This window comes from Streptomyces sp. NPDC048590 (assembly GCF_043199535.1).
GTDB lineage: Bacteria > Actinomycetota > Actinomycetes > Streptomycetales > Streptomycetaceae > Streptomyces.
Genome location: NZ_JBICWC010000012.1, coordinates 99,657 through 125,437 on the forward strand (window position 1 = coordinate 99,657; position 25,781 = coordinate 125,437).

Annotated in this window: 18 protein-coding genes; 10 read left to right on the forward strand and 8 right to left on the reverse strand. The window is 70.5% G+C overall.

Features of this window, described 5'->3' with window-relative positions; translation table 11 throughout:
- The first annotated feature begins 90 nt into the window (after positions 1-90).
- Positions 91-2,448 carry an arylsulfatase gene (locus ACGFNN_RS30170; RefSeq protein ID WP_393560648.1) on the forward strand — a complete coding sequence of 786 codons (2,358 nt, stop codon included), beginning with the start codon at positions 91-93 and terminating at the stop codon, positions 2,446-2,448.
- A gap of 119 nt (positions 2,449-2,567) precedes the next feature.
- Here the strand turns inward: ACGFNN_RS30170 and ACGFNN_RS30175 are convergent, their stop codons facing one another.
- Positions 2,568-3,746 (reverse strand): 4-hydroxybenzoate 3-monooxygenase, encoded by a 1,179-nt coding sequence (locus tag ACGFNN_RS30175; protein ID WP_393560650.1) that lies wholly within the window; start codon positions 3,744-3,746, stop codon positions 2,568-2,570.
- Between the two features lie 134 nt (positions 3,747-3,880).
- On the reverse strand, positions 3,881-4,639 hold the full coding sequence (locus tag ACGFNN_RS30180) for an IclR family transcriptional regulator (protein ID WP_393560652.1): 759 nt from the start codon (positions 4,637-4,639) through the stop codon (positions 3,881-3,883).
- Between the two features lie 271 nt (positions 4,640-4,910).
- On the opposite strand from ACGFNN_RS30180, the gene ACGFNN_RS30185 reads away from it, so the two are divergent.
- Both ACGFNN_RS30185 and ACGFNN_RS30190 read left to right on the forward strand, forming a co-directional pair.
- The gene (locus ACGFNN_RS30185; protein WP_393560654.1) at positions 4,911-5,630 is read left to right on the forward strand and encodes a C39 family peptidase; all 720 of its coding nucleotides are present in this window, start codon (positions 4,911-4,913) and stop codon (positions 5,628-5,630) included.
- A 100-nt stretch (positions 5,631-5,730) separates the two neighbouring features.
- Positions 5,731-6,837, forward strand: coding sequence for a DUF4185 domain-containing protein (locus tag ACGFNN_RS30190; RefSeq protein ID WP_393560656.1), 1,107 nt, complete (start codon positions 5,731-5,733; stop codon positions 6,835-6,837).
- A gap of 65 nt (positions 6,838-6,902) precedes the next feature.
- On the opposite strand, the gene ACGFNN_RS30195 is transcribed toward ACGFNN_RS30190, so the two are convergent.
- From ACGFNN_RS30195 to ACGFNN_RS30205, 3 genes are all read right to left on the reverse strand, one after another.
- Positions 6,903-9,317, reverse strand: coding sequence for a glycoside hydrolase family 9 protein (locus tag ACGFNN_RS30195; RefSeq protein WP_393560658.1), 2,415 nt, complete (start codon positions 9,315-9,317; stop codon positions 6,903-6,905).
- Positions 9,318-9,703: 386 nt separating this feature from the next.
- On the reverse strand, positions 9,704-10,006 hold the full coding sequence (locus ACGFNN_RS30200) for an SHOCT domain-containing protein (protein WP_393560660.1): 303 nt from the start codon (positions 10,004-10,006) through the stop codon (positions 9,704-9,706).
- Positions 10,007-10,032: 26 nt separating this feature from the next.
- Entirely contained in the window at positions 10,033-10,473 is a 441-nt protein-coding gene (locus ACGFNN_RS30205) for a DUF6325 family protein (protein WP_393560662.1), read from the reverse strand.
- Between the two features lie 280 nt (positions 10,474-10,753).
- Between ACGFNN_RS30205 and ACGFNN_RS30210 the strand changes: the two genes are divergently transcribed.
- The 4 genes from ACGFNN_RS30210 (at position 10,754) to ACGFNN_RS30225 (ending at position 20,074) form a co-directional block, all read left to right on the forward strand.
- Positions 10,754-13,333 (forward strand): S8 family serine peptidase, encoded by a 2,580-nt coding sequence (locus tag ACGFNN_RS30210; protein WP_393560664.1) that lies wholly within the window; start codon positions 10,754-10,756, stop codon positions 13,331-13,333.
- The gene (locus tag ACGFNN_RS30215; RefSeq protein ID WP_393560665.1) at positions 13,333-16,251 is read left to right on the forward strand and encodes an FG-GAP repeat domain-containing protein; all 2,919 of its coding nucleotides are present in this window, start codon (positions 13,333-13,335) and stop codon (positions 16,249-16,251) included. Before ACGFNN_RS30210 ends, ACGFNN_RS30215 begins: the two co-directional genes overlap by 1 nt.
- Before the next feature lie 80 nt (positions 16,252-16,331).
- A complete protein-coding gene (locus tag ACGFNN_RS30220; protein WP_393560667.1) occupies positions 16,332-19,739 on the forward strand; it encodes an ATP-binding protein in 3,408 nt (1,135 codons plus the stop codon).
- Between the two features lie 53 nt (positions 19,740-19,792).
- Positions 19,793-20,074 (forward strand): hypothetical protein, encoded by a 282-nt coding sequence (locus tag ACGFNN_RS30225; RefSeq protein ID WP_393560669.1) that lies wholly within the window; start codon positions 19,793-19,795, stop codon positions 20,072-20,074.
- A 35-nt stretch (positions 20,075-20,109) separates the two neighbouring features.
- Here the strand turns inward: ACGFNN_RS30225 and ACGFNN_RS30230 are convergent, their stop codons facing one another.
- Together ACGFNN_RS30230 and ACGFNN_RS30235 are read right to left on the reverse strand one after the other, a co-directional pair.
- Positions 20,110-20,295: a DUF397 domain-containing protein gene (locus ACGFNN_RS30230; protein WP_393560671.1), complete on the reverse strand. Its 186-nt coding sequence runs from the start codon at positions 20,293-20,295 to the stop codon at positions 20,110-20,112.
- A complete protein-coding gene (locus tag ACGFNN_RS30235; RefSeq protein ID WP_393560673.1) occupies positions 20,292-21,188 on the reverse strand; it encodes a helix-turn-helix domain-containing protein in 897 nt (298 codons plus the stop codon). Before ACGFNN_RS30235 ends, ACGFNN_RS30230 begins: the two co-directional genes overlap by 4 nt.
- A gap of 107 nt (positions 21,189-21,295) precedes the next feature.
- Between ACGFNN_RS30235 and ACGFNN_RS30240 the strand changes: the two genes are divergently transcribed.
- Together ACGFNN_RS30240 and ACGFNN_RS30245 are read left to right on the forward strand one after the other, a co-directional pair.
- Entirely contained in the window at positions 21,296-21,835 is a 540-nt protein-coding gene (locus ACGFNN_RS30240) for an ATP-binding protein (protein WP_393560675.1), read from the forward strand.
- Positions 21,832-22,785, forward strand: coding sequence for a hypothetical protein (locus ACGFNN_RS30245; protein ID WP_393560677.1), 954 nt, complete (start codon positions 21,832-21,834; stop codon positions 22,783-22,785). Before ACGFNN_RS30240 ends, ACGFNN_RS30245 begins: the two co-directional genes overlap by 4 nt.
- Before the next feature lie 449 nt (positions 22,786-23,234).
- Here the strand turns inward: ACGFNN_RS30245 and ACGFNN_RS30250 are convergent, their stop codons facing one another.
- The gene (locus ACGFNN_RS30250) at positions 23,235-23,789 is read right to left on the reverse strand and encodes a YciI family protein (protein ID WP_393560679.1); all 555 of its coding nucleotides are present in this window, start codon (positions 23,787-23,789) and stop codon (positions 23,235-23,237) included.
- 479 nt (positions 23,790-24,268) lie between these two features.
- Here ACGFNN_RS30250 and ACGFNN_RS30255 point away from each other — a divergent pair, with 479 nt between their 5' ends.
- Positions 24,269-25,777 (forward strand): NCS1 family nucleobase:cation symporter-1, encoded by a 1,509-nt coding sequence (locus ACGFNN_RS30255; RefSeq protein ID WP_393560681.1) that lies wholly within the window; start codon positions 24,269-24,271, stop codon positions 25,775-25,777.
- The last annotated feature ends 4 nt before the right edge of the window (positions 25,778-25,781 follow it).

Below are 25,781 nucleotides of genomic sequence, written 5' to 3' on the forward strand. Positions count from 1 at the left end.
GCCGCGTTCCCGCCCTCCGGAGAGGCTGGGACAGTCCGTCGGCAGCGGCGCACGTACGAGCAGTGCGCTCGACAGTGGAAGGCGATACGCATGGCCGGTGCATTCAGAGGTGTGGTGAACCTCGACGTACGAGACTCCGTCCCCGACTGGTCCCCCTACCAGCAGCCCAAGGCGCCCGACGGGTCGCCCAACGTCGTGTACATCGTCCTCGACGACGTCGGATTCGGGGCCATGAGCTGCTACGGCGGCCCCATCGAGACACCGAACATCGACCGCATCGCGGCGAAGGGCCTGCGCTACAGCCAGTGGCACACCACCGCGCTCTGCTCCCCGACCCGCTCGGCGCTGCTCACCGGCCGCAACCACACCACCAACGGCATGGCCTGCATCAGCGAGGCGGCCATCGGCTTCCCCAACAGCAACGGCCACATCCCGCCGGAGTGCGCGACCCTCGCCGAGGTCCTCGTCGACAAGGGCTACAGCACCTCACTCGTCGGCAAATGGCACCTGTGCCCCGAGGACGAGATGAACCTCGCCTCCACCAAGCGCAACTGGCCGACCGGCCGTGGCTTCGAGCGGTTCTACGGCTTCCTCGGCGCCGAGACCAACCAGTGGTACCCGGACCTCGTCCACGACAACCACCCGGTCCAGCCGCCGGCCACCCCGGAGGAGGGCTACCACTTCAGCGTCGACATCACCGACAAGGCCATCCGGTACATCGACGACGTCAAGGTCGTCGCCCCCGAGCGGCCCGTCTTCCTCTACTACGCGCCCGGCTGCGCCCACGCCCCGCACCAGGCCCCCAAGGAGTGGATCGAACGGTACCGGGGCAAGTTCGACGCCGGGTACGAGGCGATGCGCGAACAGATCCTGGCCCGGCAGAAGGAACTGGGGCTGGTCCCGAAGGACACCCAGCTCCCGCCGGTCAACCCGATCGGCACCCCCGACACGCGGACCGGGCCCGAGGGCGAGCAGTTCCCCGACGTGGACTACACGCGCCCGTGGGACGAGCTGAACGCGGACGAGCGCCGGCTGTTCGCCCGGATGGCGGAGACCTACGCGGGCTTCCTCTCCCACTGCGACGAGCAGATCGGACGCCTGCTGGACTACCTGGAGGAGATCGACCAGCTGGACAACACCATCATCGTGGTGGTCTCCGACAACGGGGCCAGCGGTGAGGGCGGGCCCAACGGCTCGGTCAACGAGAACAAGTTCTTCAACGGGGTCGCCGACGACCTCCAGGAGAACCTGTCGATGATCGACGAGCTCGGTGGCGTCAACACCTACGGCCACTACCCGAACGGCTGGGCCATGGCCTTCAACACCCCGTTCAAGATGTGGAAGCGGTACTCCTTCAACGGCGGAACCTGCGACCCCTGCGTCGTCTCCTGGCCGGCCGGCATCAAGGCGCGCGGCGAGGTCCGCGACCAGTACCACCACGCCGTCGACATCGTGCCCACCGTGCTCGACTGCCTCGGCTTCGAACTGCCCGAAGCCGTCAAGGGCCGCACCCAGATCCCCCTCCAGGGGGTGAGCATGCGTTACAGCTTCGACGCGGCGACCATCCCCACGGCCAAGAGCACGCAGTTCTACTCCATGCTCGGCACCCGCGGCATCTGGCACCAGGGCTGGAAGGCGGTCACCACGCACCCGGCGGTGAGCGGCTGGAGCAACTTCGCCCAGGACACCTGGGAGCTCTACCACGCCGAGGCGGACCGCGCCGAGATGCACGACCTGGCCGAGCAGGAGCCGGAGAAGCTCAACGAGCTGATCGGCCTCTGGTTCCACGAGGCCGGAGCCAACCATGCCTTCCCGCTGGACGACCGCTCGCCCATGGAGATCCTGTCCACGCACCGCCCGCAGCTCACCCCGCCCCGCAACCGGTACGTCTACCGGCCGGGGATCTCCGAGGTACCCGAGTCCGTCGCGGTCAACGTCCGCAACCGCTCCTACACGATCGGAGCGCTGGTCGACTTCGAGGGCACGGACGCCTCCGGGGTGATCTTCGCCCATGGCGGACGGTTCGGCGGGCACGCGCTGTACGTCCGCGACAACCGGCTCCACTACGTCTACAACTTCCTCGGCAGCGAGGAGCAGTCGGTGAGCTCCGGAACTGACCTGCCGAGGGACGGCCGGGCGGTCCTCGCCGCGTCGTTCGTGAAGGACGGTGAGGAGACGCCCGGCGTCGCCACCGGCATCCTCAGCCTCTACCACGGGGAGGAGAAGGTCGGCGAAGGGCGCATCAAGACCCAGCCCGGCAAGTTCACCCTCGCCGGTGAGGGCCTCAACGTGGGCCGGGACGGCGGGGAACCCGTCACCGACAACTACCCCGGCACCTCACCCTGGGCGTTCACCGGAGCCGGACTCCGACGCGTCGCCATCGACGTCAGCGGCGAGCCGTACATCGACCTGGAACGCGAGGCCATGGCCATGATGGCCCGCGAGTGACACCGGTGTCCGACGCGGGTGCCTGACACGGCACCCCGAGCCGGTGCCCGTCGCCGGGCCGCACCACGCGGCCCGGCGACAGGCGTGCCCGCCCGGGAACTCGAGTCAAAAACGGCGGCTCAGCCCAGCGGCGGCAGAGGCAGGCCGGTGTAGCCCTCGGCGAGGTACGCGCGGCCGGCCGGCGACGCGACGACCGAACGCAGCTCGCCGAGCCTGCGCATCCGGTCGAAGTCGCTCGCACCGGGGTCGAGGTGCAGCATGCTCGTCATCCACCAGGAGAAGTGCTGGGCCTGCCAGATCCGCTGCCGGGCGGTCTCCGGGAAGGCGTCGAACAGCCGCTCGTCCCCGTCGAGCAGCAGCGCCCGCAGCGCCTCGGCGAGCAGCACCACATCGGCGACCGCCAGGTTCATGCCCTTCGCGCCCGTCGGCGGAACGGTGTGCGCGGCGTCGCCGACCAGGACGACCCGGCCCCGCCGCATCTCGCGCGCGACGAAACTGCGGAAGCGCAGCACGTCCCGCTGGAAGATGCGGCCCTCGCGGAGGGTGGTACCGGGCACCCGGGCCTGGAGGGTCTCCCACAGCTGCTCGTCCGTCGCTGCCTCGGGGTCGGTGTCCGGGGCGCACTGGAAGTACATGCGCTGGATCTCGGGGCTGCGTTGGCTGATCAGGGCGAACCCGTCGGGGGAGTTGCTGTAGATCAGCTCCTCCGAACTGGGCGGGGCCTCGCAGAGGATGCCGAACCAGGCGAACGGGTACTCCCGGAAGAAGCCGCCGTGCGCCCCCGTCACCGCCTCGCGGACGACACCGCGCGAGCCGTCGGCGCCGACCACCACATCCGCGTCGACCTCGACCGTGTTGCCCTCGGCGTCCTTGCCGACCACCCGGGGGCGGTCGGTCCCGGCGTCCTCCACACGCGTGGCGGTCACCCCGAAGCGGAGATCCTGACCGGCGGCGAGCCGGGCGGCGATCAGGTCCTTCAGCACCTCGTGCTGCGGGTACAGCCACACCGCCCGGCCCACGGTCCCGGCGAAGTCGACGCGGTGTCCCTCCCCGGCGAAGCGGAGTTCGATCCCCTCGTGCTTGTGGCCCTCGGCGAGAACCCGCCGCGACGCACCCGTTCCGTCGAGGATCTCCACCGTCCCCTGTTCGAGGATGCCCGCCCGGATCGTCGTCTCGATCTGTTCACGGGAACGGGAGTCGACCACGACCGATTCGATGCCGTACCGGTCGAGCAGGTGGGACAGCAGCAGACCGGCGGGGCCTGCGCCGACGACTGCGACGCGGGTGCGTGCGGGCATGACGTCTCCTCTGGCAGAGCTGGACGCAAGAAGCGGGAACGCCACGGAGTTTGGCGCCGTTACCGCCCACCCGACGAGACCACTTCCCATTGAACGGGAAGCCGGTTCGGCGCCGCCCGCCCTGTCCGCCGTCTCTACGGCCGCCCCGCGGCGTACGCCGCCGCGATACCGGATGCGGCGGCGCGTAGTTCCCCGACCGCCTGACCGGGCGGGGTGTCGCGGGGCAGCACGACGGACAGCGCGGCGATCACCCGGCCGGCCGCTCGTTCCCGCACCGGCACGGCCACACCCGTGGAGACCCCCTCGACCGAGCCGGGCGACACCACGAAGCCGTCGCGCAGCACACGGGCCAGATCCCGCCGCAACCGCGCGGGGTCGGTCACCGTTTCGGGCGACACGGCTTCCAGGGGCCCGGCGAGCACGCGCTCCCTGAGTTCCTCGGGGCCATGGGCCAGCAGTACGAGCCCCGCCGACGAGGCGTGCAGGGGCAGACGTCCGGCGACCCGGGTGATGTTCGCGCCCGCCTTCGGGTGCGACAGGCGCTCCACGAAGAGCGTCTCGCCGTTCTCCACCACCGCGAGCTGGGTGTGCTCCCGCACCCGCGCCTGCACCCGCTCCATGAACGGCAGCGCCGCCTGCCGCAGACGGAGCGCGTGCGAGCCCCGCAGCGCCAGCTCCCACAACCGCATGCCCAGCCGAACCCGCTGCTCCTCGTCCCGCTCCAGCAGTCCGCACCCCACGAGTTCGGCCACCATCCGGTGCGCGGTCGACGACGGCAGCCGCGCACGCCGCCCGATCTCGGCGGCCGACTGCACCGTGCGGTCCGTGTCGAACGTCTCCAGGACGCGCACGATCCGCTCGGTGAGGGTCTCGCCCGACGGTGAGTTGGCCACGGACTTCTCCGCTCCTGTTGGTCGAGGCGCTGGTTCGGCGCCGGCTCCCATCCGATCACGGACCAGCGGCCGCACGGTGGAAGCCCCAGGACCTGTCCCGGTGACGTGCGTCAACAGCCGCTCGTAAGCCAGCACTTACGTTCCTTGTGCGCACCGGTGCGGCCCCACACACTGTGTCCCGCCGCCCTGTCCGCCGGGACACGGCCTCCAGCGGCCTCCCGGCGTTCCGGCGCGGCGCGTCCGCCCCTTGCCTCCCCCCACAGGAGCCCCTATGCGCAAGAGACTTGTCGCCGGTGCCTTGGCCGCCCTCGCCGTCGGAACACTGCTGCTCCCCGCCACCGCCCACGCCGCCCCTGTCCGGACCGGCGCCGTCCCCGTGGTCGACGTACGCTCCCACGGCACCGAGGCGGGAACGGCCCTGGCCTCCGGGTACGAAAGGCCCGGGACCAGGCTGAAGGTCGACGCAGGCCGCACCAGCAGCGCCACCTGGCTGCAGATCGACTACCAGGTGCAGGAGACCGGCTACTGGTGCGGCCCCGCCGCGACCCGTATCGCCCTCTCCGCTCGTATCGCGCCCCCGAGCCAGGGGGAGCTCGCCGCGCAGCTCGGCACCACCGTGAACGGCACCGACCACATCGGCCAGGTCACCACGGTGCTCAACGCCCGCCTCGGCGGCGGCTGGTACGAGACCAAGGAGATGCCGAACGATCCGCCGACCCAGGCGCAGCGCGACCTGCTGTGGTCGGACGTCGTCTACGACATCGACCGCAACTACCCGCTGGTCGCCAACATCGTCGCCCCGCCCGGCAACCAGCCGCCCGGTTACCCCTCGGACCAGACGATCTACCACTACTTCACGGTCTTCGGGTACGACGCGGTGGACCGCACCGTCCTCATCGCGGACCCCGCCTCCTTCAGCGGGAACCAGATCTACTGGATCTCATTCGATCAGCTCGCCACCCTGATCCCGCCCAAGGGCTACTCGGCCTGATCCGGCGAGGCGGGCGACGCCCACCGCCGCACCGTGGACGTCGCCCCCATCCGCGAGGCCGGACCACCGTCTCCTTCCGCAGCTGCCCAGGGAGCCTTCGATGCAGGAACCGCACCTCTTCCGTCCCGACCAGCACGACGACACGGCCACCGGTCCGAGCCGCCGGGCCGTGCTCCGTACCGCAGCGGCCGGAGGGCTCGCCCTGACCGCTCTCGCCGGCGGCGCCGGGGGCGCGTCGGCCGCGCCCGCCGCCTTCGGCAGCAAGGTCCGCGACCTCACCGGCCCGGCGCAGACCGGACGGTTCGCCGCGCCGTGGACGGACCTCGGGATACCCGTCCGGTGCCCCGACGGTTCGATGCTCTTCGTCTGCGGGGACACCTTCGACGGCGGGGGTGTGGGCGGCCCCGACTGGCGCTCACCCGTGGGGCTGCGCTCCTCGAACGCCGCACCCGGCTCGCTCCTGATCGACGGGAGCGTCGGAGGCTCCCACGCCGAGAGCCTCGTCCCCGAAGGCCACGCGGGCGGCACCACCGCCATCCCCTCCGACGTGTTCACCGTCGGGGGAACGATGTACATGCACCTGATGCGCGGGGTGATCTACCGGACCCACCACACGGACTTCTGGCGCTCCGACGACAACGGCGAGACCTGGCAGTACCTCTGCCAGTGGCCGGCCGACATGTACGGCGGACAGTTCCAGCAGAAGACCTACGCGGTGGCCGACGACGGCTGGTGCTACGTCCTGTCGACGGTCTTCAACCGCGACGTGACCTCCGGCCTGCTCCTGCACCGGGTCCGCCAGGACGCCCTGGGCAATCCGGCGGCGTACGAGCCGTGGGGGTACGCGGGCGGGGTCTGGGCCTGGGGAAATCCCCCGAGCACCGTGACGGGGGCGCGCCGGTGGGGTGAGATCTGCTTCCGGGCCATGGGCGGCAGGTACGCGCTCACCTGGCTCAACATGAACCCGCTGGACATCCGGGCGCAGATCTTCGCCCTGCCCACCTCGAACCTGTTCACCACCCCGGAACAGACCATGATCATCCCCACCGTGCCGGGGCAGGAGATCGGGAACGCCGTGGCGAGCCCGTACGGCGGGTTCATCGTCCCGGGATCGAGCTTCGCCGACCTGCACATCACCGTCAGCCAGTGGTACGACAACCAGAACTACCGGGTGATGCAGTACCGGGTGAACGGTCTGCTCGGCTGAGGCCCTGCCGCATACGGCGGGACCGCGCGGGGCGGGGGTGACCGCCCCGCGCGGACCGGTGGCGGTCAGGAGCAGGAGACGCCGTTCAGGGTGAATCCGGTGGGCGCGGATCCTGGTGCGCCCGTCCCCTGGAAGCCGAACGAGGCCGAACCGCCTGCCGCGACCTTTCCGTTGTGTCCGGCGTTGGTGGCGGTCACGACCGCGCCGGACTGGGTGGCGGTGGCGTTCCAGGCGCTGGTCACCTTCTCGGACCCGCTGAAGGTCCAGTTGAGGCGCCAGCCGTCCACGGGTGCGCTCCCGGTGTTCTTGACGGTCACGTCGGCGGTGAATCCGCTGCCCCAGGACGAGCCGACCTTGTAGGCCACCGAGCAGGCGGCACCGGCTGACGGCGTCTCGGTCGGTGTGGGTGTCGGGGTCGGCGTGGGTGTCGGTGTGGGGGTCGGGGTGGGCGTCGGAGTGGGCGAGGGGGACTCACCGGGGTCGCCGTCGGGCAGCTCGCCCCACTGCTGTGACGTCCCGTCCAGGAGCACCAGTCTCGGCGCGTCCACCGGGGTGGAGCCCGGAGTCGTGGGCAGCCCCGCGTACGACCAGTCGTTCGACGGGTCCCACGCGCCCGGGGAGGTGATCCGGAACTGGACCTCCTTGCGGTACGCCGACTGTCCGGCCGGGGCGATCACGGTGTTGGAGCAGTCCACGCTGACGTAGTAGACATCGCCCTCGTACTGCTTCGCGCCGGAGGCGGTGCCGCACTGGTTGTAGTTGGTGGTCACCGTGATACCGGCGGGGGAGACCCCTGGCTCCAGGGTGAAGTAGTAGCGCAGCGAGGCGTTCTTCAGCGGCCGGGCCGGCCAGGCCGACTTGTTGACCAGGTACGCCTTGATCTCGGTGAAGCCTGGCCCGGTCGCGTTCACCGACGCCTGGGCCAGCACCTCGGGCCCGTCCGGTGTCTCGGCCTTGGGGAACGAGGCGAGGGGAGCACCGCCGTACTCGGCGTACAGACGGGCGAGGGCGCCGGTGAAGGCCGCGTTGTAGTCGGTGGCGACCTCGTTGTTGGTGTAGTTCTGCCGGTCGTCGGTGTAGGAGTCGTCCGCCGCGCCCGGTCCGCCGACGAGGGCGCCGTACAGCGTGTGGCGGGTCTCGACGGGGTTGGTCATCTGGTCGGTCCACGAGCCGTGCGCGGTCCGGTGGTGCGGCTTGGTGGGCGGGGTGGCGCCGAAGCCCACCACATAGCTCGCCTTGCGCGGGTTGTCCCCGAGGGCGTAGTTGATCTGGCGCACCGCGAAGTCGTGGTAGCGGGCCTTGCGGGTCGCGTCGCCGGTGAGCCAGTCGCTGTAGGAGAGCGCGGCGAAGGCGGTGTTCGCCGCGTAACGGAGCGAACCCCAGGAGTCCAGGACCGCCTGGCCGCCGGGGGAGTAGGCCACCTTGGCGCCGTTCACCCCGGTCGTCCACCAGTCGAGCCAGCGGTTGGAGTCGTCGATGTACCGCTGCTTCCCGGTGAGCTTGGCGAGCAGTACGTAGGAGCCGTACGAGGTGTCGTCCCAGGAGAGCGTCCACCGGTAGGAGCGGGTGGAGCTCTGCGGCTCGGTCGACAGCCCGTCGTAGTGGGACTCCGCCTTGGCGAGGTACGAGGCGTCACCGGTGGCCTTGTAGAGCCAGATCGCGCCCCACACCAGCTCGTCCTGGTAGCCGCTCCAGGAGTTGTAGTACGACTTGGCGTCGGTGATGCAGTCGCTGTACTTGCCCCGGTAGGTGTCGGCGAAGGTGTACAGCTGCTTCGCGTGGGTGAGCAGTTTCGCCGCGTACGCCGGGTCGTCGTCGGTGAACAGCATCGAGGAGGACGCCATCGCGGCGGCCGTCTGCCCCGCGAGATCGGTACCCGGGCAGGAGGCGTCGATCTTGTACGCGGGCCGGGCCATGGACATCACCTCGGCGGGGCCCCACCACTTGTGATCGTCGCCGCCGTTGCCGACCTGCCCGTAGAGCACGTTGGCGGAGGGGTGGGCCTTGACGAAGTAGTCGTTGACGAAGCGCAGGTTGTCCTTCAGATGCGCCAGCTGCCCGGACGCCGCGTAGGCGCTCTTCTGCTCGATGCCGCCCCAGGCCAGGACCGTCGCGCTGTAGGCCATCGGCAGGCCGAACTTCACGTGGTCGCCGGCGTCGTACCAGCCGCCGGTCAGATCGAGCCCGACGTCCTTGCCGTCGTCCAGGCCGGAGTCGCCTCGCCAGGAGACCCGGTTGTCCTCGGGCAGTTTGCCCGAGCGCTGGGCCTCGTAGAAGAAGAGCGACTTCTGCAGGGCCTCGCCGTAGGCGAACGCCGGGGCTGCCTGGGCGGGGGAGACGGCCAGGGGGGTGAGTCCGGCGGCGAGCAGCGCGGCCACACCGGCGAGGGTGACCCCCAGGCGGGAGCGGGGGGTGGTGACCGGAGGGGAGTGGCGGGATATGGATCTGCGGAACGCGCGGGGAAGGGTGGGCAGTCGCAACGGATCGTCCTTCGGTGCGGCGGGCGGCGGGTGGAGCCCATGGGTCGTGCCGGACCGGCGGATGACATGACGGACCGGACCGGCGGGGCGGTGGTGCGGCTCGTGCGGAAGTGCGGCTCGTGCGGGTGCCGTGCGGCGGGGCCGGTGCGGGGTGACACCGGCCCGCGCGGAAGCGTCGGCAGCCCGCAGCGACGTCCGGCGCGGCGGGCGTGGGAGCGCTTCCACGGACGTGCTCATGAAGCCAGCGCGGGCCCGCCCTGTCAACGGGTCGCGTAGGGCGAGTGGCGTTTCACGAGGTGGGCGCCACGGCCGGAGCGCGTCAGGAGTGGTCCAGGCCGGGTGGCCCGGGGGTGGCGGCACGGACCGCCGGGCGCCGGGTCTCCGTCTCAGGAGTTGAGGATGCGGGCCTTCTCGGTGGCGAACTCCTCCTCGCTGAGCACCCCTTGCGCCTTCAGCTCGGCGAGCTGGGTGAGCTGCGCGACCCGGTCGGTCCCGGCGGCCGGTGCGGCCGCCTGCGGCGGGGCGGGGGCGGGTGCCGGCGGGGGCGGGGCGTACTGCTGCTCGGTCTCCATCTGGCGCTGCATGTCGTGCCGCTGCACCCGGTTGGACACCGCGGTCGCGGTTCCCGAGATCACCGCGGTGCGGGCGATGGTGCCCAGCAGGCCGGGGCGTCCGAAACGCTGAATCATGACTGGCCTCTCCTTGGTCTCGTCTGTCAGTTGCCGTCGAGGGCGGCGATGGCTTCGATGACGGTCTCCCGGGGGATGCGTTCGAGCATCACCACCTCGCCCCTGGAGTCCCGCACAGCTGCCGCGAGCCGGCGGGCCCAGGTGTTCTCCCAGGCCACGACCAGCGCCGAGGACCGAGGGGCGAGGGACTCGGACACCGACTTCAGGTCCTCGTCGCTCAGCAGGTCGAACTGCTCGTCCGTCACCTGCTGCAGAGTCTCGGCGACCTCCTTGTCGGTGATCTCGACGACGGTGACGGCGCCGTCCTCCGCCTTGGAGACGAACGCCAGGTCGAGGATCCTCACCGTCCCCTTCTGCTGGAGCTCTCGGAGCGCCGGGACGATCTCCCCGTTGAAGTGGTTGCCCTCGAAGGCAACCACGGAGACATCCACCGGGCCTACGGTGTCGGCATTCAGGGTGCTGGGCACGAGCGGCCGCCTTCCGTGAAGCATCAAAAATGGACAAACCGCATCACAGGTTGCCTTACCGGTGTGTCCTGGGTGCGTCCGACCCGCCGACCTGTCGGTCTTCCGATCGTGCTGTCGGATGCCTGACTCACCCCGGAAACGCCGGATGGTCGAGCGGAATTGCCCTGGAATCGCCGCATCGGCCAGCTGACTTCCGTGCCCGCGAGCAGCCGGTAATGGCTCAGTAACGGCCCCTCCTTAGTGTTCGTGCTCTCCCGTTCCGTCCCAGGAGGAGCACCTGATGCACCTGCCCCGATCCCCCCGGCGCAGATCTGCGGCGTGGGCGACGGCCGCCCTCACCTCGGCCGTTCTGCTGACCGGCGCCATGCCCGCCGTGGCCGCCGCTGACAGCGCACCGTCACCGAAGATCGAGTCCACCCTGCTGAACGCCGTGGACAAGGGCGGCGAGGCGTCCTTCTTCGTCGTCCTGAAGGACAAGGCGAACCTCTCCGAGGCCAAGAAGCAGAAGACCCACGCCAAGAAGGCCAAGTCCGCGTACCAGGAGCTGCGCTCCCACGCCGACAGGAGCCAGAAGTCCCTGAAGACCTTCCTGGACAAGAAGAAGGTCGGCCACCAGGACTACTGGATCGCCAACACCGTCAAGGTCACCGGCGGTCAGGCACTCGTCGACGAGCTGGCCAAGCGCTCGGACGTGGCCTCGATCGTCAAGGAGCGGACCTTCAAGCTCGACGACATCGAGACCTCCGAGGCGAAGGTCACCAAGTCGCGCACCGCCGCCCTGGGTGCGGGCACGGACTCGTCCGCGGACGGCACCGACGCCGCGGCCTGGGGTGTCTCCGACATCAAGGCCGACCAGGTCTGGGACCAGTACGAGGACCGTGGCGAGGGCATCGTCATCGCGAACGTCGACTCGGGGGTGCAGTACGACCACCCGGACCTCGTTGCGAACTACCGTGGTAACAACGGTGACGGCACCTTCAGCAACGATTACAACTTCTACGACGCGACCGGGGTGTGCACCACCGCCGCACCCTGTGACAACAACGGTCACGGCACCCACACCATGGGCACCATGGTCGGGAAGAACGGCATCGGTGTCGCGCCGAACGCGAAGTGGATAGCCGCCAAGGGCTGTGGCACCGACGAGTGCGACGAGGCGGCCCTGCTCGCGGCCGGCCAGTGGATCCTCGCGCCGACCGACCACAACGGGCAGAACCCGCGCCCCGACCTCGCCCCGAACATCGTCAACAACTCCTGGGGCGGCGACGACAACGCCTTCTACAAGGACATCGTCGAGGCGTGGAACTCCGCCGGGATCTTCGAGGCGTTCGCGGCCGGCAACGACGGCGACGGTGTGACCTGCTCGACGACCCACCCGCCGGGCTCGCAGGTCGCCTCCTACGGGGTCGGCGCCTACGACTCCACCGGCACGATCGCCACCTTCTCCGGCTTCGGCCCGTCCCCGATCGACGGCGGCGCCAAGCCCAACATCGCCGCCCCCGGTGTGCAGATCCCCTCCACCTGGCCCGGCAACTCGTACAACACCATCAACGGCACCTCGATGGCCACCCCGCACGTCGCCGGAGCCGTCGCGCTGCTGTGGTCGGCGGCTCCCTCGCTGATCGGGAAGATCGACGAGACCCGCGCCCTGCTCGACGAGGGCGCCCGTGACGTCGACGACACCCACTGCGGTGGCACCGCCGGTATGAACAACGTCTGGGGTGAGGGCAAGCTCGACATCCTCGCCTCCGTCGAGAAGGCCCCGCACACCGCGGCCACCGTCACCGGCAAGGCCACCGACAAGGCGACCGGCAAGGCCCTGAACAACATCACCGTCAAGGCCACCGACACCACCGGCACGGTCCGTACCGTCACCACCTCCGCCGACGGCACCTACCGTCTGCCGCTGTCCCCCGGCACGTACACCTTCGCCTTCACCGGCTACGGCTACGAGAACGGTTCGGCCGCCGGAGTCACCCTGGCCGAGCAGCAGTCCTTCACACAGGACATCGCGCTGAAGCCCGTCCCCACGCACAAGGTCTCCGGTACCGTCCTGGACGTCACCGGCAAGCCCCTCGTGGGCGCGACCGTAGAGCTGAACGGCACCCCGCTGGCCGCCCTCACGACCAACGCCAAGGGCAAGTACACCTTCGCGAAGGTCGCCGAAGGCACCTACGGCCTCGCCGTGAAGCCCACCGCCCCCGTGCTCTGCAACGGCGTCTACACCGGCGACGCGGTCGTCGGCGCGGCTGACCTGACCGAGAACGTGCAGGTCCCCAACCGCACCGACAAGACCGGCAACACCTGCGCCCCGGCCGCCTACTCCTGGATCGCGGGCTCGAAGAAGGTCGCCCTGTCCGGTGACGAGGACTCCGCCACCGTCGCGCTGCCCTTCTCGGTCAAGCACTACGGCGTCTCGTACTCCACCGCCTCGGTCACCACCGACGGCCTGGTCAACTTCCTCTCCTCCCGGGTCGGTGACTACAACAACACCGCCCTGCCCACCATCGGTGAGAACGCCGTCAAGGGCTTCGTCGCCCCGCTGTGGGACGACCTGACCCTGGACAAGAAGTCCTCGGTGCAGACCGCCACCACCGGCACCAAGGGCAAGCGCAAGTTCGCCATCGTGTGGAACAACGCCGCCTACGCGAACGGCACCACGGGCCGCGCGACCTTCGAGGCCGTCTTCGACGAGGCCACCGGCGCCGTGACCCTGCAGTACCAGTCCGTCGCCGACCAGGGTGCGGGTGCCACCGTCGGCATCGCCGACCAGGCCGGCACCGACGCCCTCCAGTACTCCTACAACCAGTCCGTGATCGCCGCCGGCACCGCCGTCACCTTCACCCAGGGAGCCAAGTGATGAGACTCCACCACTCGCGGCGGGCTCTGACGCTCGCCTCCGGTCTGGTCGCGGCCGGACTGTGCCTGACCGCGGTGCCGCAGGCCTTCGCCGCAGACGGTGACAGCGGCTCGGTCATGAAGCTGACGAGCGCCCAGGCGAAGAAGCTCGCGGCCAACGTCACCCTCGACCCGTACGTCAAGGCCGAGGACACCACGGGCACCCAGAAGGACGCCTCGGACGCCGCCGCGAAGACGGATGCCGCCGCCGTCGACCCGAACACCAAGGTCACCATGACCGCGAAGTCCACGCTGGAAGGCGTGCGCGGTCTGGGTGCCACGGTGCCGGTCGGCAAGAAGGGCGACTACTACTCCGTCAACAGCATGGGCAACGTCCAGCTCCACGCCGCCGACGGCAGTGAGACCTGGGCCCGCACCAGCAGCTCGTTCTACACGGACTGGCAGGTCAAGCCGCTCCAGGTCTGGCGCGTCGAGCCGTACCCTCCCCAGATCCTCATGGGCTACAACGCGGTCTCGCCGTTCTCGCCGAACTCGCAGTCCGGCTACTCCGCCGGTGACCTGACCGGCGACGGCGTCCCTGACCTGGTGTTCTCCGCCCTGGTCGGCGCCACCCCGTACCCCCGGGCGTTCACGTCCCCGGGCTCGAACCTGAGCTCCGGCACCTTCGTGACGGTCCTTGACGGGAAGACCGGCGCCACGGTCTGGTCGAAGCTGTACAACTACGCCTCCATGGTCAAGATCGTCGACGGCACCCTGGTGATCGCCGACGCCCCCCGGATGAGCGGCGACTCCAAGGTCCCCGCCGACGCGACGGCGACCCTCACCGGCATCCGCTTCTCGGCGGGCTCGGACGGCAAGCTGACCCCGGCGCAGACCTGGAGCTTCGACACCAAGGAATCCCGGTACACCAACTGGGGCGACATCCAGGGCCTCGGCAAGGGCAAGGTCGCCGTCTCCTGGAACCTGGCGAAGGCCCAGGGTGTCGAGGCGCGGGGCCACACCGCCGTGCTCGACACCGCCGACGGCTCGGTTGCCTGGCGGACCGACAGTGTGCTGTACAGCCGCATCATGCAGCTGGATGCCGCCCGCAAGCGCCTCGTGGCCGTCGAACAGGCGGACGTCAACGACGCGGTGCACTACGAGATCGCCGCCTACGACCTGAAGACCGGCCACCGGGCCACGCTGAGCGGCCGCGACAACGTGGTGCCCACCGCGCTGACGGTCGGTGACCTCACGGCGAAGACGGGCGACGAGTACGCGGTCTCGGAGTCCTCGTTCGACGAGAACCTCGTCATCAACGCCGCCACCATCCGCGTCGTCAACGGCGACAACGCGGACAAGGTCCTCTGGTCGAACACGACCAAGCGGGATGCCGAGAACGGCCACGACGCGCCCAGCACCTGGGGCCTCGGCGTGATCGACGGCAAGCTGGTCGCCTCCGCCCAGGACGACCGCAAGATGTTCGAGCCGGAGAACCGGGGCAGCCTGCGCTACGCCTCGCTCACCGTCTTCTCGGGCAGCGGCAAGGTCGCGTGGCAGTCCAAGGGCGTCGCGGCCTCCCCGATGCTCCAGGACCTCTACAGCGACGCCCAGGGCTCCCATGTCCGGGTGATCGACCAGGAACAGAACATCCGTACCTTCAAGCTGGGTAACGGCAAGTCGGAGAAGGTCACGCCGCTCCAGGGCGACATCGCCTACGCCAAGAGCGCCGACCTCGACAAGGACGGCAAGAACGACCTGGTCATGGGTGGCCAGTCCAACGGTGTCTGGGCCTACTCCGGCCCCTCGCTGGTGAACGGCTCCAAGCCCGTGAAGCTGTGGCAGGCCACCGTCCCGGGTGGCGTGCACGACATCCAGATCGGTGACGTCAACGGCGACGGCAAGCCCGAGATCGTCGTCGCCGCCGACACCGCGACGGTCGTCCTCAACGGGAAGACCGGCAAGACGCTCGCCACCATCGACGGCGGCGGCCAGTTCGTCCGCTCGGCACGGCTCGCCGACCTGAACGGCGACGGCGAGCAGGACATCCTCGTCGCCACGGACGCGCTTCGCGCCTACTACGGCGACGGCCACGCCCTCTGGACGTACAGCGCCCCCAAGGACGCGGGCGAGGTGCGCTTCTCCGACCCGTCGGTCAACGAGGGCCGGGTGTACGCCTCGTACTCCAACCTCAACTCGTTCCAGATGGCCGAGCCCGTCATGGGCGCGGTCGCCCTGAACGCCAAGAACGGCAAGGCCCGCTGGGCCCGGACCCCCGAGCCGCCGGCGACGGCCACCGGCCCGATCCGCACGTCGGTCTTCAACGAGGGTGTCTTCGCCTCCAAGGAGATCCCCTACGCCGGCGGGCACGCGGTGATCTACACCTGGTCGGTCGACGCCCCGTACGACTTCGGCGACGGTCGTGATCACGGCATCGGAACCCAGCTCGTGTTCGAGATCCGGGACGGCCGCACCGGCGAGGTGCTGAACACCGAGCTCTCCGGCGGGCTCGGGACGCACTTCAGCTACTTCGCCAAGGACGGAGTGCTGTACGAGGGCGGCACGGCGGCGTTGCGGGCCTTCGGGGCGGACGGCGCCTTCAAGAAGCAGGGCGTCACACCGCAGTCCTACGGCGGCGGGTTCCTGACCGGCCCCGCCGGACGTTCGCTGCTGGTCGCCGGCACCGAGTCCGGGCTCTACCTCTGGGACCCGAGCATCATGTCGTCCGATGACAGCTGGGCCCCGTCCGTCGGGAGCATCCCCGCCACCAACGGCGCCCGCAACTACTTCGCGGGTGACCTCGACGGGGACGGTGTCGACGAGGTGCTGTCGCTCAACAGCGACGACTCCGGGATGGACCGAGTCTCCGGCATGTCCGGCAACGGCTACTACCTCAGCGACAACGGCATCCACCAGGTGACGGCGTTCAAGCTGTCGTGACCTGATCCGCCGAACCTGAACGGAACCCCCCGGGCCTCGCCCGGGGGGTTCTCAGCATGCTCGGTTAGAGTTGCGCCCTCATGAACGTTCAGCAGACGAATGGCACAGTTTCAGCCACGCCGTTGCTGCGACTGCACCTTTTCGGCGGTTTCGCGGCAACGCGCGACGGCGGCCCCGCACCGGCCGATCGCTGGACCCGGCCCAGCGCGCAGACCCTGGTCAAGCTGCTCGCCGTAGTGCCCGACCACCAGCTCCACCGCGAGCAGGCTGCGGATCTCTGCTGGCCGGACGCCGACCCCCACTCCGCGACGGGCAGTCTCCGCGTCGCCCTCCACGCCGCGCGGCGCGCCCTGGAACCCGAGCTCGCCCCGCGCGCCACCTCCTCGTACCTGATAGCCGACGGCTCCATGCTGCGGCTGGATCCGGCCACCGTACGGATCGACGCGGATGAGGCGGAGGCCGTGGCGCGGGCCGCCCTCGCCTCCCCTGACCCCGCCGCTCTCGCCGCCGCTCTCGACCTGTTCACCGGGGAACTGCTCCCCGAGGACCGCTACGCCCCCTGGGCGCAATCGCGCCGGGAGCAGATCGTCGCCCTGCGCGAGGAGGTGCTGCTCGCTCTCGCCGCCGCGCACCTCGCCCAGGGCTCCGTGGGCGAGGCGGTCGCCGTGGCCGAGCAGGTGCTCGCCGTCAGCCCGGCGGAGGAGCTGGCCCACCGCATCCTCATGGGCGCGTTCCTGCGGCAGGGCCTGCGCCGACGGGCGGTCCAGCAGTACCACGTCTGCCGGCAGCTGCTCGACCAGGAGTTCGGGGTGCGGCCGGGCCCCGAGACGGAACGCCTCCACCAGGAGGCGCTGGAACCGGGGCAGGCCCCGACGCCGTCCCTCCCTTCTCTCCCCGCACTGCTGCGGGCGCCCGCGGCGATACCCCTCTACGGGCGGGACGACACCCTGGCCGCCCTCCTCGCCGAGGAAGGGCCTCCGGTGAGGCTGCTCACCGGAGAGGTGGGGGTGGGCAAGACCCGGCTGGTGGGCGAGACCGCCCGGCGGGCGGCGGCCGCCGGGACGGCCGTCCTGTGGGGCGCCGGGCACGACGAGGAGGGGCACACACCGTACGGGGTGTTCGCCGAGGCACTCGACGCCTGGCTCGCGGAACGGGACGTCGAGCACAGGGCGCGGATCGGGACGGAGTACCCCGAACTGGCCTCCTTCCTGCCTTCGCTCGGCCGGGTACGCGAGGGGAGCGGACGCAGTCCGGAGGAGGAGCGGGACCGGCTCTTCCGGGTCACCTCCGCACTGCTGGCCGAACTGGCCGCCTCCCATCCCGTGCTCGTCGTGCTCGACGACCTGCACGCCGCCGACACCGGCTCGTACCAGCTCCTCAGCCACCTGGCCCGGCGGGTGACCGACACCGGGATGCGCCTGCGATTCCTCGTAACCTGCCGCGAGGAGGAACTGCCCGACGGCGACCCGCGCCGCACCGGACTCGTGTCGATGCTGCGGCAGGGGCTCGCCGTGCGAGAGAGAGTGGGGCCCCTGGACCGGGACGCCTGCCTCGCGGTCGTCCGGGACGCGACACGGGCGGCGCCCACCCCGGCCATCCCGGACGGCACGGGCGTGTCTTCCGAAGCCGCCCCGCGCTCCGCTCCCGACCCGCGGCTGAGCCGCGTCTGGGAACTCTCCCTCGGCAACCCGTTGTACGCCGTCGAGCTGGCCCGGGGACTCGGCGACGGCCTGCCGGCCGCCGTCGCCTCGGACGGGGTGCGGCAGCTGGTGGGGGAGCGGCTGGGCCGCCTCGATCCGGACACCCGCCGTGTCGTCGAAGCGCTGTCCGTCGCGGGTGGCGAGGCCGCCCTGTCCGAACTGCTCGACGTCGCCGCGCACGGCCTGAGCCCCGCCGTCTCCGGCCCGGTGGCCGCGGACGCCCTCGAGAGAGCGGTGGCCGCGGCGCTCATCGAGGAACGCCAGGTCGTCGTCTCCGGGCGCCCCGAGGCCGGCGTGGCGTTCCGCCACCCGCTGGTCCGCCTCACCTGCTACGACCGGCTGTCCGCCATCCGCCGCCGCCAGCTGCACGGCGCGTTCGCCCAGGCGGTCCTGCGCCGCCGCCCCGACGCCGTCGACGCCCTCGCCTCGCACTTCGCGCGCGCCGACGACTCCCGGGCCGCCGAATATCTCCGCCGCGCCGCCGAACGCGCGGCCGCCCTGTACGCCAACGACAGCGCCGACCGGTACTACCGGGACCTGGTGGACCGGCTCGACGTCGACGCGGCCCGGGCCCGGCTCGCCCACAGCCAGGTGCTCCGCAGGATGGGGCACTTCGCCGAGGCCGCCGAGGTGCTCCGCCTCGCCCTCCACGAGTTCGAGCGCCGCGGCGACCACGACGACACGGTGCTCGCGGCCGCCAGGCTCGCCGAGACCCTGGTCAAGACCGGGGCCCCCGACACCGGCCGACAGGTGCTCCGGGAGCATCCGGTGGGCCCGGACACGGCGGCGGGGCCGATGGCCGACCACTACCTTGCCCTCTCCGTGATCTGCGGTGTCCAGGGCCTGTACGTCGAAGGGTTCGAGGCCGCGAGGAAGGCCCTGGACGCCGCTCGCCGGGTGCCCGGGGCGCAGGGACAGGGGCTCGCCGCCCGCTGCTACACCCTGCAGGCCAGGAACCTCGCACTCGCGGGCCGCTTCGACGCGGCGCGCGAGGCCGCCGACCGTGCACTCGCCCCGGCGGAGGCCTACGGGGACCCGACGCTGCTGGGCCTGGTCCTGTCGACCCTGCGGGAGAACGCCCGCCGCGGCGGCCGGCTGCGGGAGGCCGTGGACATCGGGCAGCGCGCCCTCGACCTCGCCGAACAGTCCGGTGACCCGACCGCCGCCGCCTTCGAGCGGGCCAACCTCGCGGAACTGCGGCTGATGCTCGACGAGACCGAGGCGGCGCGGGCCCTCGCGGAAGCCGCCGTCGTCGGCGCGGAGCCCTACGACGCCTGGTGCCTGCCGTACGCCCTCGCGACCCTTGCCCTTGTGCGCATGCGCTCCGGCGCCCTCGCGGAGGCCGCGTCCCTCCTGGACCGGGCGGAGCAGTCAGCCGGTGTGCCCGGTGATCAGCAGGCCGACTTCGAGATACGCGCGGCCCGCGCCGAACTGGAGCTGCGCGAGGACCGCCCGGAGTCGGCCCTGAGCGCCCTCGGGATCTTCAAGGCCGACGCACCGGTGCTGACCGCCTGGGGCGAGCTCCGCTCCGGACGCGCGGACACGGCGAGGGACCTCGCCTCCGCGGAGGCCGTACGGGCGGAACGCACGGGCGAACGGCTCGCGGAGGTCGACGCGGGGGTGGCCCTGGCCGCCGCCCTCGACCGAATCGGCCGCACGGCCGAGTCCCGGGAAGCCCGCACCCGCGCCGAGACGGTCGCGGCGGCCCTGCCCTACCCGGCGTGGATCCGGCTTGCGGAGCTGTCACCCGGTCTTCCGGGCGGGGTGGAATCAGGCGCTGAGGGGTAGGTCCCCGCTGGGGCTGAGACTCGGGTCTGCCGGGGGAGCGGGGTGGTGGAGGCATGAGCGCGTATCACCTCGTGGGGCTGCTGGGGGCGGCCGTCGTCGCGGTGTGCCTGGTGCTGCTCGTGGAGATCGTCCGCAGAGGTCTCAAGGCCGCCGCCAGGAGGGTGCCGGTGCCGGTGTGCGGGCGCTGCGAACACCCGCTCTCCCTGCATTCGGAGAGGGGCTGCTCCCAGACTTACCTGAACTACCACTGGGACACCGACCTGGATCACACGCGCAAGTACGACTTCCACAAGGTGAGTTGCCGGTGCGAGGCGACCGGGCCCCCACCGTCGTGAAGCCGTGCCGGCCTGAGGCGGGCGCGGCGCCCGGGTCAGCCCGCGGCCGCGTGGATCACGAAACGGGCCCAGGCGGCGGGTGTCAGGGAGAGCCGAGGGCCCCCCTCGTCCTTGGAGTCCCGGACGTGAACGGCCTCGGGGGCCAGGGCGACCTCGATGCAGGAGTCGCCGGAACCACTGCTGTAACTGCTCTTGAACCACGTCAGCTCGGTGGTGTTCATAGTGCTCCTCGCATCTGCCGCAACAGGCTCAAGGAGTCCTCCAACGAGAGAGCCTGTGATCGCATCCTGGCATACCGCATCTGGAGCGTGCTGACCACTTTGGGATCGAGCGTGAGCTGTCCGCTTTCCTGTCCCTCGCAGTAGCTGAGCCATCGGTTCTCAGTGGTCTCCAGGAGCTGCATGGGGCCGTGCAGGCCCGCGTGGTCCTCTCGTGCGAGGGGCATCACCTGCACCTCCACGTTCCGCAGCCCGGCGAGGCGCAGGACGTGGTCGATGAGCTCCGCGGTCACCTGGGCACCGCCCGTGCGCCGCAGGAACAGATGCTGTTCCAGGATGAAGCTGTACGCCGTGTTCGGCCGCTCCCGCAGCAGCCGCTGCCGGTCGAGCCGGGCGGCCAACTGCGCCTCGATCTGCTCGTCACCGAGAGGCGGCAGCTGGTTCACGAACAGGCGCCGCGCGTAGGCTTCCGTCTGCAACAGGCCCGGAATCAGGCGGCATTCGTATGTGTAGAGGCTCACCGCCTCCTGTTCCAGCCTCGCCCACTGCCGGAACCAGCTCGCCAGCCCCGGCCTCCGTGACAGATGGCGTGCCGCTCCTCGCAGCGATCCGAAGGCGTCCAGCACGCCTTCCGCCCGCTCGACGAACTCCGCGGAGGGGAAGCGCCGGCCCTGCTCGATGGAGCCCACCGTCGGCACCGAGTACCGCACACGTTCGGCGAACTGCTCCTGCGTCAGCCGAGCCCGTAACCTGAACGCCTTGACGACCTCGCCGAACGCCTTGAGGCTGTCCGAACTCTCAGGCTCCGCGACACTGTTGCCGGTTGCCGGCTGGGCACCGCCACCCTCGTCCAACCCGCCCACCTCCACGTACGCCCACGCGCCGAACCCAGCCATGGTCACGTACGGTGAGCGCCTGTGTCCACTCTCCGTACTCGTACGCTGACCCGGCGTACGAGTCGGTGATCTGGAGGGGTGCGCGGGGGCCGTCCACCGTGGTCGTCATGACAAACCCCGCCCCTTCCGCCGCGCCCCGCACACGGGTCGTCGGCCAGTCGGAGTCGTTCACTCAGCGCTTCAGCTCGACACCACGCGGCGCCCGGCTCGCCCGGCGTCTTACGGTGCTTCAGATCGAACGCTGGGGAATGGCGCCGGGAAGTGAAGTGTCCGACCGCGCCGCCCTGGTCGTCGCGGAGCTGGCGGCCAACGCGGTGACGCACGGACGGGTGCCCGGCCGGGACTTCGAGCTGAACCTGACCTGGCTGCACGGAAGCTCCCTGCGGATCGAGGTCTCCGACACACGCGGTGAGCGCAGCCTCCCGGCACCCGGCCGGCTCGGCAGGCCGTACCCCGATGCGGAGTGCGGCCGGGGGCTGCTCCTGGTCGAGGCCATGGCCGACCGCTGGTCCGTGCAGGAGAGGCTGCCCGCGGGGAAGACCGTCCGCGCCGAACTCGACCTGCGGAGACCGGTCCGGGCCCCTCGTCTGACGGTCGGTAAGTCCCTGGATCTCCGGGAGCTCCGCGAGGATACTCGCCCTTCATGAACCGTGACGGACCCGAGGAGGAAGCGGTCACCGACCCGGCGCTGCGACGTGTTCTCCGACGGGCGGGTGGTCCTGAGGTCCTGGACCTCCTCGGCGACGAGTTGTCCGGCAGTGATCTGACCACGCTGTTGCTCGAAGTCTTCCGGCGCAGGGCAGCGCGGCGCACACCGGCGGAGGTGATGCGGCGCTACCGGAGTGACCGATTCGTGGCTCCGGCTCCGGCCGGCCTCGCCGCGCTGAGGCGCACCGAGGACGCGCTCCTGTCCGCCTTGCCCGACGGCTTCGAGTCACTCGTACTCGCGCCCGTACTCCCGCTGGCCGCGCACTCCGCGGTCGCGACCGTCGACCCCCGCAAGGTGATCGCCACCGTGCGAGGCGGCGAGGTCGCGGCAGACCCCACCAACGGCCTCGCCCTGGAGGCGTCGTCACGGCGTTCCCGGCTGCTTGCCGCGAACCCTCGCTCGTCCACGCTCGTACGCCTGGCGGCCAGTCAGCGCATCGTGCGTGCGCAGCACTTCGACAGGCCAGGTGCCCTGGCCCACTTCCAGATCCTCGGCCTGGTGACCGCCGGCCGGGACGTGGGTGACCGGGACTTCGAACGGCAGCAGTTGACCGAGCACCTGGCGTTCACCACCCAGGGCCTTGCCGCCGCCGGAGTGCCGGGCACCGAGATCCGGATCACCTGCCTGGACGAGGTGAACCGTCCGGTGGTCCGGCGCGTCCTCGACGCTCTCGTGACGCTCCCCGGGGGCACCGTCGTCGAGGACGCGACCCGGTCCTCCGGCCGCGGCTACTACACGGATCTCTGCTTCAAGGTCTTCGCCCGAGTGGGCGGGGAGGTCGTCGAGGTCGGCGACGGAGGCTTCGTCGACTGGAGCCGGCACCTCACCGGCAACCGTAAGGAGCGTCTGCTGATCACAGGGCTCGGCGTCGACCGGCTGGCATCGTGACGCCCCCGAGGGTGCGGGAGAGGAGCAGGCGCTCGGCCCAGAGGGTCCGCGCCGCGGTCGGACGTCAGCTGTCGCCGTCCCTGTCCTTCCGGGGTCCGACCACGGCGGAGATGATCCAGGCCGCGAGTGCGACGAGGAAGAACACGACAATGATCGTAGGGAGTGCTGAACTCACGACTCGGTCCCCCTGGGGCACGGTGGCCTCTGGGGTGCAAGTGCCGCACCACAGAGGTGATTTGAGTAGATCGGTGGCTCGCTCGGCACCCCACGCACGCCCCTGAGGGCGCGGCCGGGCAACTGCGGGCCGGGCCGGATCGTACGCCGCCCGGCCGCACTCCACCAGCGCCGGTCTCCTCGGAGGAGGAGAGGCCTGGGGTGTGAGCTGCGGCGATCGTGGCGGAACGCGTGAGACCGGCCGGAGTGGGTGGGGCCGTCCCCGGTCGGGGGCGTCAGCCGGCGCGGCGCCCGCCGAACTCCCAGTCGTGCACCTCGACGCAGACGTACCCGTCCGGGGTCAGCAGGGCGCGTGCCGAGTCACGGTCGGGGGCCCGGAGCAGCGCGGCCGTGCCCAGCCAGTCGGAGCCGTCGTCCGACAGCAGCGGACCGTAGGCGATCAGATCGCCCCTGCCGGACGGTGCCGTGAGGTCGATGGCACGTCCTTCGCCCATGCCCAGTACCAGATAGCGGTTGCCGCCGGTGTCGCCGCCGGGGAAGTCCCACATGGTGCGCCCCAGGGTGTTGCGCCACCTCCGCAGCATCACGTCCCGGTAGACGCCGGCCTGGTAGTTCGGCTCGTCGAAGGCGAACGCGCGAGCGGTGGCGACATCGGGAAGGTCGAGGATGTGCACGCTGCCGGTGACCGTCCCGCCGTCCTCGGAGAACGTCGGGCCTCGGGCGATCATCCCCTCGGCGAACCGGTCCATGTAGGACCAGTGCTCCTCCTGCAGCTTCTCGCGTAGAGGAAGGGAGTCCGGGCGGTCGCGGTGGTAACAGAGGAATTCCACGTCCCTCAGGATCTCTCCACGAAGTGATCGGCGCGAGGGGGTTTTCGTCGGGCAGCCGTCCGGTGGAGCTCCGGGGCGGGGCTGCTCCCGGACTTCCGGCATCCACGAGCGGGATGTCCGGGAGGCTGCTTGCTTCCATGGGTAAGTGCGTTGAAGTGCACGGGTGTTGTCGGAGCGAGGGTGTGCGGGGCCCGCGTCCGGCTGTCGTTCGCCATTCCTCGGACCGGGCCGGGCAGCCATCTGACCTCGGGCGATGGAGGCGAGGTTGCCCTTCGGGGTCCCGTCGAAGTTGCCTGCCCGTAACCCTTGACGCTGCCCTTTGGCGATAACTACGTTTTGATCTGCGGAAATCAACTTCCACTTAGTGGAAACCTCTGAAAACTCTCTCGGTCGCCGCGGCCCGTGGTGCGCAGCCTTCTCCGAAGTAGGCCGTCGACAGGCCGCGCCGCGACCCCTAGCGAAAACTCGAGGGCCGATCGATGACTGCTGTGGAGGGCCGGCCGTCCGAGACGGTCACCGGCGACACCGGGGCCGCCGGGGACACCGCGGCCACCAGTTCCGTCCTGTACACGTATGACCTGGCCCCGACGAAGAAACACGGGCGCCGCTGGGGTGCGTACAACGTCTTCACCCTCTGGGCCAACGATGTGCACAGCCTCGGGAACTACGCCTTCGCCATCGGCCTCTTCGCGCTCGGGCTGAACATCTGGGGCATCCTGGCCGCCTTCGCGCTGGCGTCGGTCCTGCTCTTCCTGCTGCTGACCCTCTCCGGCTTCATGGGGCACAAGACGGGCGTGCCGTTCCCCGTGATGAGCCGCATCGCCTTCGGGATCAGGGGCGCGAAGATACCCGCCGCCGTCCGTGGCGTCGTGGCGATCGCCTGGTTCGGCATCCAGACGTATCTGGCTTCAGCGGTCCTGAGCGCCCTCCTCGTGGCGATGTTCCCCGGACTCGCCGACCTGGACACGAACTCGTTGCTGGGCCAGTCGACCCTCGGCTGGATCTCCTTCCTCGCCCTGTGGGTGCTGCAACTCCTCATCGTGAGTTACGGGATGCAGATGATCCGTAGGTACATGGCCTTCGCGGCCCCCACCACGCTGATCACCATGCTCGCCCTCGCTGTGTGGATGTTCGTCCGGGCCGACGCCTCGATCTCCTTCTCCGTCGACGACCCGCTGACCGGTGGGGACATGTGGCTGCAGATCCTGCAGGCCGCCGCGCTGTGGGTGGTCATCTACGGGACGTTCGTACTGAACTTCTGCGACTTCACCCGGTCCGCCAAGAGCCGGGGATCGATCGTCCGCGGCAACGTGATCGGCATCCCGCTCAACATGCTCTTCTTCGCCGGCATCGTGGTCGTCCTCAGCGGTGCGCAGTTCAAGCTCGACGGGCACGTCATCACGAGCCCCACGGACATCGTCCGGACCATCCCCAACATGGCCCTGCTGGCGATCGCCTCACTGGCCCTGATCGCCCTGACCGTCGCGGTGAACCTGCTGGCCAACTTCGTCGCCCCCATCTACGCCCTGATCGACCTCTTCCCCCGCCGGCTGAACTTCCGCAGGGCGGGCCTGGTCAGCGCGGTGATCGGGCTGGCGATCCTGCCGTGGAACCTCTACAACAGCCCCGTCGTCGTGAACTACTTCCTCGGCGGGCTCGGCGCGCTCCTCGGGCCGCTCTTCGGCGTGATCATGGCGGACTACTGGCTGCTCAGGAAGGCCCGGGTCAACGTGCCCGACCTGTACAGCGAGGACCCGGACGGCGAGTACCACTACAGCCGCGGCTTCAACCCCCGCGCCGTCGCCGCGTTCGTCCCGGCCGCGACCATCGCCGTGGTCGTCGCCCTCGTGCCCTACTTCGATGCCGCGGCCGGCTTCTCCTGGTTCGTCGGCGCCCTGCTCGGAGCGGCTCTGTACGCGCTCATCGCCGACCGCACCCGGCAGATCCGGGAGGTCGACGGCGAGGCCATCGCCGTCGCCGCCGAATGAACCA